Source organism: Winogradskyella sp. (genome assembly GCF_028282165.1).
Classification (GTDB): Bacteria; Bacteroidota; Bacteroidia; order Flavobacteriales; family Flavobacteriaceae; genus Winogradskyella.
In genome coordinates this window covers 108,839-123,541 of the sequence record NZ_JANQIM010000005.1, presented here as the reverse complement: position 1 = coordinate 123,541, position 14,703 = coordinate 108,839, and the positions used below count along the sequence as shown (strand labels likewise).

At 36.9% G+C, this 14,703-nt stretch carries 7 protein-coding genes; 5 read left to right on the top strand and 2 right to left on the bottom strand.

All coding sequences use genetic code 11. The features are described 5' to 3' along the window. The 3 genes from Q0972_RS02385 (at position 1) to Q0972_RS02375 (ending at position 11,905) form a co-directional block, all read left to right on the top strand. A complete protein-coding gene (locus Q0972_RS02385; protein WP_299362115.1) occupies positions 1–2,586 on the top strand; it encodes a PorP/SprF family type IX secretion system membrane protein in 2,586 nt (861 codons plus the stop codon). 65 nt (positions 2,587–2,651) lie between these two features. Then, complete coding sequence (locus Q0972_RS02380) at positions 2,652–10,874, top strand: T9SS type B sorting domain-containing protein (protein ID WP_299362112.1); 8,223 nt, start codon at positions 2,652–2,654, stop codon at positions 10,872–10,874. A gap of 29 nt (positions 10,875–10,903) precedes the next feature. Then, positions 10,904–11,905: a type IX secretion system membrane protein PorP/SprF gene (locus Q0972_RS02375; RefSeq protein WP_299362110.1), complete on the top strand. Its 1,002-nt coding sequence runs from the start codon at positions 10,904–10,906 to the stop codon at positions 11,903–11,905. Between the two features lie 11 nt (positions 11,906–11,916). On the opposite strand, the gene Q0972_RS02370 is transcribed toward Q0972_RS02375, so the two are convergent. Beyond that, complete coding sequence (locus tag Q0972_RS02370; protein WP_299362107.1) at positions 11,917–12,765, bottom strand: winged helix-turn-helix domain-containing protein; 849 nt, start codon at positions 12,763–12,765, stop codon at positions 11,917–11,919. Between the two features lie 128 nt (positions 12,766–12,893). Between Q0972_RS02370 and Q0972_RS02365 the strand changes: the two genes are divergently transcribed. Both Q0972_RS02365 and Q0972_RS02360 read left to right on the top strand, forming a co-directional pair. Beyond that, the gene (locus Q0972_RS02365) at positions 12,894–13,457 is read left to right on the top strand and encodes a YceI family protein (RefSeq protein WP_299362104.1); all 564 of its coding nucleotides are present in this window, start codon (positions 12,894–12,896) and stop codon (positions 13,455–13,457) included. Positions 13,458–13,459: 2 nt separating this feature from the next. Further along, positions 13,460–14,068 (top strand): hypothetical protein, encoded by a 609-nt coding sequence (locus Q0972_RS02360; protein WP_299362102.1) that lies wholly within the window; start codon positions 13,460–13,462, stop codon positions 14,066–14,068. Here Q0972_RS02360 and Q0972_RS02355 read toward each other — a convergent pair. After that, positions 14,065–14,619 carry a DUF4251 domain-containing protein gene (locus Q0972_RS02355; protein WP_299362098.1) on the bottom strand — a complete coding sequence of 185 codons (555 nt, stop codon included), beginning with the start codon at positions 14,617–14,619 and terminating at the stop codon, positions 14,065–14,067. The two genes, Q0972_RS02360 and Q0972_RS02355, sit on opposite strands and share 4 nt — an antisense overlap. Positions 14,620–14,703 lie beyond the last annotated feature (84 nt).

The following is a 14,703-nucleotide window of genomic DNA, read 5'->3' as shown; positions in this document are numbered from 1 at the left end:
ATGAAAGCACCTCTCCTGATCATATTGTTATTGTGTTGTTCTTCACTACTCGTGTTCTCACAGCAAGATGATGGCGTTGTTTCTTTCGATTTACCGATAAGAAACTCTTTGGTTTTTAATCGCTATGCTTTAAATCCTACATTTACTTTTGTCAGAGAACAAAACAAGTACATAAGCTTTAATAACAAGCGCGAATGGATACAATTTGACAATGCCCCTGAAACTTTCTTAGGAAGTTATTCGGGTCGCTTTGCAGAAAATATCGGTGCCGGGATAGCGGCATTTCAACAAAACTATGGGGTACTAACAACCTTTGGGGGTCTATTGAATTTTGCTTACAACGTTAAGCTTAATACAGATAGCAACTTAACTTTTGGTCTTAATGTTGGAGCCTACAGCAGTGGTATAAACACTTCCAATATCGTTACCAATTTTGATGATCCATCATTACAGAATGTCCCTCAGAACTTTTTGTTTACTGTTAACCCAGGAATCAATTACGGTACTAAATTTTTAGATTTCGGAATCGCTATCAATAACCTAGTGCTTTATAACCTTGAAACATCATCCATGATTGAAGACGATCCAAGACAAGGTATCCAAGCACATGTGATGCATACAGGGTATTTTGATGGTCGCGGTTTCTTTGAAGGCACTAAGTTTTCAGGAATTTTAATGTCTGAGTTTAGACAAGATGAAACGATAATTTCTGGAATAGCATCTCTCAATGTTCCAAAAGGGATATGGTTTCAAGTAGGCTATAACAGCCTATTTGGTGTATCAGGAGGCTTAGGATTAAACATCACAAGAAATATAGCTCTAGAATACAATATTGAAAAGGCTATTGGTGAACTTGTGGAGTTTGGACCATCACATGAAATCACTTTAGCTTATAGAATTATTTCTAAAAAACGCTATGACTATAGTGGTGACGAAGAAGTTAGTGGTTTATTTACGAGAAAACGAAACAAACCAATTGTAGAAGCTACAGAAGAAGAATTAGCGGGTATAAGAGAGCGTGCAGCAGAGCGAAGAGCCCAAGCAAAACTTAATCGAGAGGCTGAGGAAAATGCGAATAAAGAAGCCGAAGCAAATGCTATAGCTGAAGCCGAGGAAGAAGCAAAACAATTAGCAGAAGAACGCGCAAAAAGGGAAGCAGAAGCCCTAAAAGCAAAAGAGTTGGCTGAACAAAAAGCCAAGGAAGAGGCCGCAATTAAAGCTAAAGAAGAAGCGGAAGCCAAAGCTAAGCTATTAGCACAACAGCAGGCCCAAGAACAAGCTGAAGCTGAAGAAAAAGCAAGACAACTGGCTGAACAGAAAGCGCGAGAAGAGGCTGCAGAACAAGCAAGACTATTAGCAGAGCAACAAGCACAGGAAGAAGCCGAAAGAAAAGCAGCCGAGCAAGCAGAGGCTGAGGCTAAGCTATTAGCACAACAGCAGGCCCAAGAACAAGCTGAAGCAGAAGAAAGAGCAAGACAACTAGCTGAACAGAAAGCGCGAGAAGAGGCTGCAGAACAAGCAAGACTATTAGCAGAGCAACAAGCACAGGAAGAAGCCGAAAGAAAAGCAGCCGAGCAAGCGGAGGCTGAGGCTAAGCTATTAGCGCAACAACAGGCTCAAGAACAAGAAGAGGCCGAAGTAAGAGCTCAGCAACTTGCAGAACAACAAGAGAGAGAGGAAGCTACAGAAAACGCCAAGGAAGAATTAATTGCTAATCCAAAAGATGAGATAGGCAAAGCTATAGCTAGTATAACAAAAGATGCAGAAAAATCTACTAGAACACAGAAAAGACTTCTAGAGGAATTTGAGAGTATTGTAGATATAAAAGATGAAGATTTAAAAGATCTAAAGGAGGAAAATGATCTTAGCGACCAAGGTATTGCAGTTCAACCAAAACCTTTTAAGAGCGTTACAGCAGAGAACAATAAACTACAAGGAATCAAATCAGATCTTGATAAGGTAATTAAGTCCCAAAGCGAAAAAATCGATTCATTAAACACACTTTATGAAGAAAGATTCAAAACTACAGAACTAGATGAGGTAACAGTTTATTTCAAAAAGAAAATAGAGGATCTTAAAACCCAACAAGAAGAAACTATTGCGCTTAGAGATCAATTAGATGCTAGATTGGAAACGATTAGAATAGCAACGGAATTTGAAAAGAGAAGACGAATTAAACGTGCAGCATACGACAATGAGGCAGATCGATATGCCCAAGATAGAGCTATGCTTCAAAACATAAAACGTACCACAAAGCCAGTAGAAACACCTTATGCATCAGAAGATTTTGATTTTGGCGAAGAACAAGGTGAAAACATTAAAATTCTTAAAAATGTAAGCAATACAGAGAGTGGTTATTACCTCATTATTGCTGTACATAGTGATATAAACAAAAGAAATCAATTCCTGACCAAAGTTATAGCCTCTGGTCGTGCTAATGTAGATTTCTTCTATGATGTGAATACAAGTAAATATTACATTTACTACAGTAAGTTTGATAGTATCCGAGCTGCCAATAAAGCTATGGAAGCTAAAGGAGATAGACCGTATAATATAAAAATGTCCCTCGTGAAAATAGAAAATTAATAAGTTAAGCAGTTCTTCACAATTTCATTGCCCCAAGAAACGGTGAGGAAGTAAAACCAAGTATCATGAAAAAACCTACTTTTTCAAAGGCATTATTAGTATCACTAGCAATATGCTTTAGCGTGGCATTTTATGCACAAAATTATGTGCCATTTACACCAAGGTTCAATGAAGATTTAAAAGGTGACATTGTTTTAATTGGAAATAATATTCTTGGACCAAATAACGATCCTTTTAATAATGGGAGTATCTTTAACCATAATGTCGATATGCAATATATTGATATCGATGGCGACCCAACAACATTCAGTTCCTCTAGTGCAGATTTGGAAATTCCAAATCCCAATTGTTATCAGATTATTTATGCAGGCTTATATTGGGGAGCCGTAAATCCTGGTAACGAACCAATAACAGAAGTAAAGTTAAGAGGACCTTCAGGTGGCTATAACGATGTTACTGGAACTTTAATTTTTGATGCCAATGGTACAACCATAGATGGTGGCGATAGTTTTTCCTACGCTTGTTTTGCAGATGTTACAGATATTGTAACTAGTTTTGGTTCAGGAGCAGATTTAGGGACCTATACTGTTGCCAACGTATCCTCAGGCTTGGGAGAAACAGCAAATTTCACGCCTTATAATGGTACTGGGCAATCCGCAGGATGGTCATTATTTATCGTATATGAAGACCCTACTCTACCAGGAAAATCCATTACAAGCTTTGATGGTTTTAGTGCTATTAGTGTTCCGGGTGGAAATCCAAATTTAGATATTCCCGTAGATGGCTTTAGGACAGTTCCTGCGCCAGCACCTGTAAGAGCTAATTTTGCATTTGCAACTCTAGAAGGAGATAGTCCGATCTTAGGAGATCGTTTACGATTAAATGGTGTGAGTTTATCTACAACCGATCGTCCAGTAGCTAATTTTTTCAATAGTTCTGTAACACGTTTAGACGCAACTCCTGTGACCAATCGTGTTCCCAATAGTACAAATACACTAGGATTTGATACCGGAACAATCGCCATTCCTAATCCAGGCAACTCTGTTATTGCCAATGATGCTACTTCAGGAACAATTCGATTGGAAACAAGTGGAGATACATATTTCCCTTATTTCTTCGCGTTTGCTGTTGAAATCATCGAACCAGACATTGTACTTACAAAAATTGTTGAAGACGATGCAGGAAATGATATTGGCGGCCAACTAGTTGATCTAGGTGCTTCATTAAATTATGTTATTGGTTTTCAGAATATAGGTAATGACAATGCTACAAACTTTCAAATACGAGATATTCTTCCTATAAATATTATTTATAACCACCCTACAGATTTGGTTTTACCTCCTGGGGTAACTGTAGCAAGCTATGATCCTGTGACTCGAGAATTGATTTTTGATATTGATAATTCTCTAGTGGAAGAAGGTGATCCGCGTTATGAAATACGAATCGAAGTACAGGTTGTGGATACGTGTAGCGATCTTGCTGATGCTTGCTCGAATATCATCAATAATCAAGCTTTTGCTACTTATAATGGATTCTTCAACCCAACATTTCAAATTACGGATGATCCTAGTTTAAACAGTAATACAGGTTGTTTGCTAACACCACAAGCCACAAATTTTTTAGCGGATTTGGATTGTGAATTTATTGAGGAAGTCATCTTATGTGGCGATAGTGTTGAGTTAACGGCAGCTGATGGTTATGATTCTTATACTTGGTCAACAAACCCATCAGGAACACCTGTAATAGGTAATACACAAACGATTACGGTTACGGCAACGGGAACCTATTATTCATTCAATAATGCCATAGCACCTTGCCAATCTATTGAGCAAGTATATGAGGTTGAACTTTTTGGTGGTGATATTGAAAACCCTGTAATTCCATATGCTGATGAAGTTGTAACCTGTCCTAATGATGGAAAACTTCTACCTAACATATTCTTATGTGGTGCTGATGATTCCAGATTTATAGAAACTAATATTTCAGATTCTACATCTATAATTTGGGAACGACTAGATGAATCTAGCTGCGCTGCGGTTTCCGATCCAGATTGTGCCAACGAAGACCCTGCTTGTACTTGGAACCAAGTGGCAACTGGACCAGATTTTTTAGCAGATACTGCTGGACAATTTCGTCTCACTATCAACTATCCTGGTGGATGTTTTAATCAATTCTACTTTAATGTTTATCAAAACTTATTAGTACCAACAGTAGTGTCAACTGATATTATTTGTACTACTAACGGAAGTATTACAGTGAATGATGTTCCTTCTGGATATGAATACAGTATAGATGGCGTTAATTATCAAACTAGTAATGTATTTACTGTTACTGTCCCAGGAACTTATTCTGTTTTTGTAAGACAGATCGGTGTACCAACAAATCCATGTATTTTTTCAGTTCCTGATGTTCTTATAAGAGATCGAGATTTTACGGTGACATCAACCGTTTCACAACCACTATGTTTTGGGGAGAGAGGCAGTATTCAATTAGCTGCTAATGATGTAGATCCGCAATATACATTTACTATAAGTGAAAGCGGAACACTGGTCAATACCGTTGGGCCTATTTTAGAGAATACCTATTCTTTTGATAATCTAAACACAGGAACGTACACCGTTACTGTTGAAACTGAAAATGGCTGTTTGTATTCTGAAGACATCACTATAGTCGAGCCACCTTTACTTACGGTTACCGCAGCATTAACAACACCTTTAAGTTGTACAGATGGTGAAATAACCATTTATCCAGATGGTGGTACACCTCCCTATTTTTATTTTATAAATGGTTCTACAGATTTTCAAACAGTGTCGCAAATTGCAGTTACTGCACCAGGTACTTTTGATATTCTTGTGTTAGATGCTAACAATTGTGAAGCCAATACTACAATTACTGTCGATGATATTCCAAGCCCTGAATTCAATGTAACTACTACAGATATCTTATGTGGTGGCACAGGAGATACAGGAACTATCACTATAAATGTGACCAACCCCAATGGAAATAGTATTGCATATAGTGTTGATGGTGGTACCACATTTACAAATTCCAATGTGTTTACTGGCTTAGTGGCTGGTGATTACGACGTTGTATTAGAATATACTTCAGGAACATCTGTATGTACTACAACGCCACAAACTGTGACTATAATTGAAAATATAGCCATTTCAGGAACTGCTGAGTTATCAACAGATTTCACTTGTAATTCTACTGGTACTATTACAGTTACTAATGTTTTAGGCGGTGATCCACCTTATGAATACAGTATCGATGGTGTTAACTTTCAAACGAGTAATGTATTTCCAGACTTAACACAAGGTTCGTATACCATTACTATTAGAGATGCAAACATCTGTACGGCAGTGACTAATGATATCGTCATTGATGCCTTAGATCCACCAACAGATTTGGAATTTACAAATACGCCTGTTTTGTGTCCAGCTTTAACCAGTGATATCACCATATCAAATGTGATTGGAGGAACAGGCCCAATAGAATATCAAATCATTGCTCCAGCAACGGCAGTAACGCCTTATCAGACATCAAACGTGTTTACTGGATTAGCCCCGGATACCTATACATTCCAGGTAAGGGATGAAAATGATTGTATTTATAGTGAATCCTATACAATTAGCCCCATACCTACTCCAACTGTAAATGTTGTATTAACTGAAGGATTAGATTGTACAGCAACTCCTGATGCTGAACTTACTGGAACAATTACTGGCACCGCCCCATATACCTATGAGGTTTCTATTGATGGCGGCACTTACACATCTTTAGGATCGACAGGCGCCACATTTACTTATACTACATCAACAGCAGGAACTTATCAATTCCAAATTACAGACGCTAACGGCTGTACGGCCGAATCATCAATAATTATCGTCAATCCTATTTCGCTTCCTGCCTTTAGTGCTATAGTAGAAAGTCAACCTATATTATGTAATGGTGACGCTAATGGCGCAATAGATATTACCATTGATGATACGGTTGGAACCCCACCATTTACCATTAATGTAAATAATGATACCACAGGGACAGATTATGGTACTCAAACATCAGGTTTACCTGCTGGCACCTATACCATAACTATTACTGATGCTAACTCGTGTTCAACAACAGAAACTATAACAATTTCTGAACCTGATCCTATTAATTTTGATTTGAGTAAAACAGATATTACCTGTACCAATCCCGGTGGTTCTTCATTGGGCTCTATTACAGTAGAAAATGTTACTGGTGGTACGGGTTCTTTCACTTATTTTATTTCAAACAATTTTGGCGATGTTATAGTAGGGAATCCTTATGTCGCTACTTCAAACGAAGATCACACGTTTAATATTATCAATTTTGGTGTTTACACGATAAATGTGGTCGATGCTAATGGTTGTAGTCTATCGCAACAAATAACTATAGCTTCCCCTCCATCGGATTTAATTATAGATGTTAATATTTCTGTACCTGATTGTACTACTGGTGGCGTTGCTGAAGTTACTGCAATTTCAGCGGTTGGAAGTGGTAGCTATGAATTTGGAATTTTAGAATTTAATACCATTCCTTATACCTCTACTTATTTCCCTCCTGATACGCCTGGAGGCAACGTAAGGACATTTACCAATCTCATACCTGGTGTAGTGTATACATTTGTAGTACATGATTTGGTAACGGATTGTTACTTTGTAAAATCGGCTGATTTTGCCATAGACCCTGCTTCAACATTGACCTCTGTCGTTGAGCCAAATAATGTAACGTGTTTAGGCGCAGCAGATGGAAGTGTGACTTTCACAATAGATAATTTTGACAGTACAACAACGTCCGTAGACTATTCAATTTATACGGCTTTTGATAATCAATTAGTAGATGGGCCTACAAATCTACCTGTTACCTTCGGAGTACCAGAGACCGTAACAACACCAAACCCTGGAACATTAACTCCTGGACAATATTACCTTGTCTTCACGGAAAACGGTACAGGCAGTTTTAATGGTTGCGAAACCGCGTCTCAAATCTTTGAAATTTTAGAGTCTCCTACACCATTGGACTTAACGGTATCTGTGGATCAAAATGCAAATTGTAATCCAAATTCTGGTGTTATAAGTGCTATTGGTCAAGGCGGAACAGCACCTTACGAATATCAAATTACAACTACTCCCGCTGCACCATTGGTGACGGATGCTGGATGGGACTCAGCAAGTACATTTAACGTCGATGCTGGTAGTTATTATATTCATGTATTGGATGCCTTTGGTTGTATTGTAAGTAGTCCTGTAACTGTTGTTGATACAGACGATTCTCCTGCTATTTCAGGGACTGTCAACAATACTTGTGAAATTACAGATGGTAATTATGAAATTGATATTGTACTGGATGTTCCAGGTACACCACCGTACAGTTATAGTATAAACGGTGGAGCATTTCAAACGCAAACAGCGCCATTTACCATCTCAAACTTGTTTGCTGGTACATATACTATTGAAATACAAGATGCCAATGGTTGTGGTAACTCAATTTCAATTGATATCGATGAACCAATAGATGTTACGGCTGAAGCAACAGCTTTACCTTCGTGTAACAATGATGATGGTGAAATTACCATAACAGGTTCAGGAGGTTCTGGTTCTTATGCGTATAATATATCTCCAACTCCTGCCTCAGTTAGCTTAGCGGGAAATACATTTACTGGTGTTCCCTCTGGAACTTATACGATTACAATTACAGATACAGTACTGTTATGTACCAGTGAAACTACAATTGTAGTACCTGAAGCAATACTTCCATTATTCAATGTAACTTCTTCAAGCATAACATGTTTTGGTGACAATACAGGTTCATTCGATATTGATATTACCAATTTTGCAGGTGCTTATACTTATGAAGTTTTCGATAGTCTAGGTGCTTCTGTAACAGGTGTCGTCAATGCTAACACATCTACAAATCCATTGACCGTTACTGGAATGGAATCAGGTACATTCTCAGTTACTATTACACAAACCGACTTTCCATTTTGTTCTAATACTGGTAATGTAATTATTACATCACCTCAAGAAACATTAACACTTAGCTTGTTAGAAACTTCTAATGTAACCTGCGATGATGGTCAAGGTACCATAACAGCAATCGCAGATGGTGGTTGGGGAGGTTATGAATATGAATTAACTGGAGATGCAACTGTTGCGTATTCTAACAATAATGTATTTTCAGATTTATCTGCTGGCACTTATACAGTTAACGTAAGAGATACCGAAGGTTGTTTAGCTTCAGAAACAATAATACTTAATTTACCAGATCCAATTACAGCAACCTTTATACCAAACACAACAGTTTTAGATTGTTTTGGAGATCAAAATGCTAGCATTACTGTAGATATGGTTTCTGGCGGTCAAGGCACTAATTACGTCTATACCTTAAATATGGTTTCCCCGACAGTAAGTTCTTCGGGTCCACAAACCTCAAATGTGTTTAATGATTTAGGTGCCGGAACTTACAATATCACCATTACAGATGGATTTAATTGTGAAATGACATCTTTAGATATTGAAATTTTCAACCCTACTCCACTAGATGTTGATTTGGTTAGAGCATCTACTCAAACCTGTTTAGTAGAATCGACCTTGACATTAAGTGCAAGTGGCGGAACAGGCCCTTACGAATATAGCAACACAAGCAATTTTGCAACTATATTAGGCAGCTTTAGCTCATCCACTACATTTTCGGTTCCTGAAGGGATTTATTCCTACTATGTAAGGGATGCCAATGGCTGTATCTCCAATGTGTCTAACGAAATTACGGTTGATCCACTACCTGAGTTAGTTATAAATCTAGAATCTTCTAATCCATCTATCAATTGTGCTGGCGATAATACGGGATCAATCATAGCCACAGCTCAAGGTGGATTAGGAGATTATAATTATACACTGCAAGATGGTGCAGGAAATACAATCAATGCTACCCAAAATACGCCTGGTAATTTTACAGGTTTAGTAGCTGGAGATTATATGGTTATGGTAGAAAGCGGTGATTGTGTTACCACTACGGCACCTATAACTATTACTGAACCTACCACGCAACTAGAGGCTACAATAGCCGTAAACGATGTAACTTGTGCGGGCAATGACAATGGTTTTGTTGAAATTACAGCTACCGGTGGAACAGGAACTATTCAATATGCTATTTCACCACAATTAAATCAATTTTTTGAAACCAACGTGTTTGAAAACCTAGCAGCTGGTGATTACAGTCTTATCGTACAAGATGAGTTAGGATGCTATCTAACCTTTGACTTTACAATTTTAGATCCAGAACCTGTTATTATAACGATCATTGGTGATTCTTTCTTTCCAGAACTTTGTGAAGGCGATGCCAATGGAGAGTTTAGTATTGACATCTCTGGTGGTAATTTACCATATAGTGTGAGCTTGGGTAATTATGATGGTCCATACACTACTGGAGGTCCAACACAAACGGTGTTCGACTTTACCAATCTAGAAGGTGGCGATCATATTGTTTACATAAGAGATGCCGAAGATTGCGAGTCTGAGTGGAATATCACGTTCCCAGAATCTGTAAGTATAAATCCAGAAGTAATCATAGAATATACCTGCGAGGATAATCTGCAAAGCAATGAAGTAACCGTCACCGTAGATGAATCTATCACAGATTTAAACGATTTGGATTACTCCTTAAATGGTGGACCTTATCAATTGAGTAATGTATTCACGAATGTACCTGTCGGGCTCGATAACTACATCACTGTTAGACATACCAACGGCTGTATGGTTAATACCGATTTCTTTGACATGGATTCTTATGCCCCAGTAACTTTAACTCTTACGGCGGGTGGTCTTAATGAGATTATAGCCAATGCCGATGGTGGAACGGGCAACTATACTTTTACTATGAATGGTGAAGATTATGGTAGTGAGAATACGTTTTTAATAACCGAATCGGGCATACACACCGTAGTAGTAACTGACAGCAATGGCTGTTTTGCCGAAGCCCAAATAGAACAAGAATTTGTAGACATCTGTATCCCCAATTGGTTTACACCCAATGGCGATGGTAATAACGATACCTGGGCACCAGAGTGTATAGAGAATTACCCCAATTTAACCTTCGATATTTTTGATCGCTATGGCCGAAAAGTCGCGACCTATAATGTAGGTGAAGTCTGGGACGGTAGATATAATGGGCATGAATTACCAACAGGTGATTATTGGTTTGTTGTTAAGACCAACGACCCAAATGTGGATAGAGAGTTTGTTGGACATTTTACGCTATACAGATAACCCTAATCTATTGAATGAAACCTACTAAGATGAAGAGAATTATACTATATATATTATTTTTAACTACAGCCCAAAGCTTTAGTCAAGAGTTAAACTTACCAGTTTGGACACAATATCTAGCGGACAACGATTTTGTGGTTTCACCAACGTTTGCTGGTATTGGTGATAATCTAAAAATTAGAGCTAATGGCTTAACTCAATGGGTGGGTATTAAAAATGCGCCAGATAACCAATCCATATATGCAGATTTTAGAATTTCTAACCGTTCAGGAATAGGTGTTTCTGCTTATAACGATAAAAATGGTAATACTAGACAAAAAGGACTTAAGCTATCTTTTGCTCATCATTTAATCTTAGACTGGAAATCTAAGCAATACCTTTCACTTGGACTTTCGTATAACATTAATAACTTCAGAATTGAAGTGGAGAACTTTAATTCTGAATATAACGTCCCAATACAAGATCCTGCAATTATACAGAATGGCGACAGAGCCATCAATAACAATAATTTTGATGCTGGTTTTCTTTACAGATGGAACAAGTTTTATTTTAGTTTTAATGCCAATAATTTAGTCGCTAAGGATATAGACGATTTTGACGCAGCAACGGTACAAGAACCACGATTATTATTGAATTATCAGATGTATACTGGGTATGTGTTTAGTCCAGAACGCAACAAGGACATAGAGTTTGAACCTTCTGTATTCTTTCAATTCTTCGATAGTGACAACCGTTCAGCCACAGACTTGAATTTTAAGTATAGAAAGTTTAACAGAAATGGTGACTACTATTGGATAGGAGCATCTTATCGTTTCCTTAATGACCAATTCCTAAATCCTCTAAACCTTGGGCCAATGGCCGGTATATTGCACAATCAGCTTTATTTTGCCTATTCGTATCAATTGACCTTTAACGATTTAGCGGGCTTTAATACAGGTACACATGTCGTTACTATTGGTTTAAATCTTTTACAAAGTGCAAGCAATTGTCCGTGTACCAAAGGGACGAGTCAAAGTTATTATAGGTTATAAATTTGAATTTATTAAATCTCTAACTTATACCCAATACCGTGTACATTAGTTATTTTAATTGAAGCATCGGATTTAAGTTTTTTTCTGAGTTTGGAGATATAAGTATCTAGGCTCCTACCCACAAACACACCATTATCTTCCCAGACTTTTTTGGTGAGTTCATCGCGTTTAATTACCTCATTTGGACGTTCTACAAAAAGTGCCAAGAGTTCGCACTCCTTTTTGGATAAGGCAATTTCTTCCGCTTCCTTAATCAATTTATTCTGTTCTGGATAGAACTTAAAACTTCCTATTGACTCATAGTTAATGGGCTCTTGTTTTGATTGCTTCAAAAAGCTTTTTCTAAACCAAAAAAACACTATTAATACCAATAATAAAGCTATTATAAGACCAATGGCAAAAGAACGTTCAGAATTTGGCTCTACCCTTTTAAAAAAATCAACTTCTATAACATAACATGCTTGTGGTAAATAGCGGCCACTGCAAGGAATAATGGTACTTTCTAAAATGGCACTCATCTGATAACTATACGCCACCTCATGGTCTTCACATTGAATAACTTCTACGATATAATGCTCAGGAAGCTTAGATGTTGTTAGACTTTCTTCTAATTGGCCAACTAAAACCTCAGGCTCAAAAGCCAAAGGTGCATTAAATGCCAATTGATACTTATTAGAATGTAATTCTTTAACAGGTAAAATCAACGTGGTTGAATCATTTTTGCTTAACAATAACTCATTACCAGCATTACGTAATGCAATTTTAACCTGTCTGGAAAAATCATCTTCTACCGAATTACAGGATACAAAACACACCACAAAAACGATGATTAAAAATCGTATATCAAAATTGAACTTCATATCGCTTACAAATAACAGGCATTTCGATTAAATTTTGCAAGGCTTTGACACTTCTTTTGCACTTTTTTGACATTCTCCAAGAGAACGCTATCTAGTTTTATCCCATCATTTAATAAAAACTATATATCATGAAGAAATTCACATTATTTATTACACTTATCTTTTTATCATCCACAATCACAGAAGCTCAGGAAAAGTTAGTTATCAATACCGCTAAGAGCGAACTAAGATGGTTTGGTGAATACTCATTTTACTTTGGAGGTCACCATGGCACTATTAGTATATTAGAAGGTTACTTTATAAAGACTGAAGATGTTATTACTGGCGGTGAATTCATTATCGATATGAATTCAATAACATGTCTGGATATCGAAGACGAAGAAGGAAACGCAAGCTTAGTGGATCATCTAAAAAATGAAGACTTTTTTGAAGTGGAAAATTTTCCAACGGCTAAACTAGTTATTACAAATGTTGAATATCACGATAGCACAAATATGAAAGTTGATGCAAATCTTACCATAAAAGGAGTTACCTTGCCTATAAGTTTTCAGGCCGAAGTCGATTATGCAAAGCAACAAATGATTACAAAGTTTAAAATTGACAGACAACGTTGGGGGGTTGATTATAATAGTAAACTGCGCGATGGTGCAATTGCTGATGGTATTGGCTTTGAAGTTACATTAAGTCTATAAAAATGAAAAAGCTATTAGTATTCCTAACACTTCTCTATTCTGTTATTTGTTACTCTCAAAAAGACGAAGATTTAGAAATTCTAGCAGCAGACAGTACCTGGCTTAAAGAATTGATAAGATTTCCCTTAAGTTTTGCTCCAGACATTGATTATAGAGGTTATGAAGATATTCGGTTTGCCAAAAACTGGAATAAGCCTGAAAGTCCAGAGTTTTTTACCTATGCATTTGTGTGGAACGTTAATTTAAAAAGTGTTCCGACCACTCAGATGTTAGAAAGTAATATGGTACTCTATTATGATGGTTTAATGAACGTTGTTAATAAAGACAAGGCCTTTGATGTACCAACTACTAAAGTTGATTTTGAAAAAGTAAAACTGGTTAATAATGATTCTGCATTACCCACTTTCAAAGGAAGAATACAAGTCTATGATGCGTTTTTTACAAATAAAGTCATCACTTTGTATGCTACAATAGAAACGTTTTATTGTACTGACCAAAATAAATATATGCTATTGTTTAGGATATCTACTTTTAATTTTGAAGATTCGGTTTGGAAAAAATTAAAAACAGTAAAATTGGTAGAAGGCCATTGCGGTATTGGCAATGATTAATCGGTCACAGACACTATCTTCCCTTGATAGCGAACCATTGAACGATTTGAACTATTAATCATTAAATCTGAGGTATGATTTGGAAACAATTTTAAGATAACGTCATAGGATTCTAATAAACCCTTGGTTTCAAATTTTATAACTATTTCTGCGCGCTTGTTAACCCTAACAATATAATCTTTGATTAGACTATTAAATTCTATGCCTGTATTATCAATCTTTCCATAAGAATTTCCTCTCGTCATTTCACCTATGTAAGGTAATTTTGCGATAGCAGAATCGTTTTCAATCTTCAGAAAATAGCCAGGTTTTACAGTAACATAAGCACCATCATTGGCAAAATAACCTAATAGAGCATTTGCGGCATTGGCCACATCTTGGGTTTCTTGTGGATATAAAATCTCTGGATTAAACTGGTAAGCACCCGATTCTATTAAAGTACTTAATTGGTCATAAGACTCTACTTTAGAAGCCGGTACTCTGTCTGACTTAGATCCGCCACAACTTAAAAGCCCTAAAGCTAAAAATCCTATTAAAAATCTAGTTATCATAAACTTAAAGATACAATTTTACTAAGATCAGTTGTACCAAAACTATGTTAAATCTTAGTCCTGGAAGATTGTTATACTTAATAT

Bases quoted from the DNA above. Each gene is read 5' to 3' on its own strand.
- Q0972_RS02385 (WP_299362115.1), top strand. From the start codon at position 1: ATGAAAGCACCTCTCCTGATCATATTGTTATTGTGTTGTTCTTCACTA.
- Q0972_RS02380 (WP_299362112.1), top strand. From the start codon at position 2,652: ATGAAAAAACCTACTTTTTCAAAGGCATTATTAGTATCACTAGCAATA.
- Q0972_RS02375 (WP_299362110.1), top strand. From the start codon at position 10,904: ATGAAGAGAATTATACTATATATATTATTTTTAACTACAGCCCAAAGC.
- Q0972_RS02370 (WP_299362107.1), bottom strand. From the start codon at position 12,765: ATGAAGTTCAATTTTGATATACGATTTTTAATCATCGTTTTTGTGGTG.
- Q0972_RS02365 (WP_299362104.1), top strand. From the start codon at position 12,894: ATGAAGAAATTCACATTATTTATTACACTTATCTTTTTATCATCCACA.
- Q0972_RS02360 (WP_299362102.1), top strand. From the start codon at position 13,460: ATGAAAAAGCTATTAGTATTCCTAACACTTCTCTATTCTGTTATTTGT.
- Q0972_RS02355 (WP_299362098.1), bottom strand. From the start codon at position 14,619: ATGATAACTAGATTTTTAATAGGATTTTTAGCTTTAGGGCTTTTAAGT.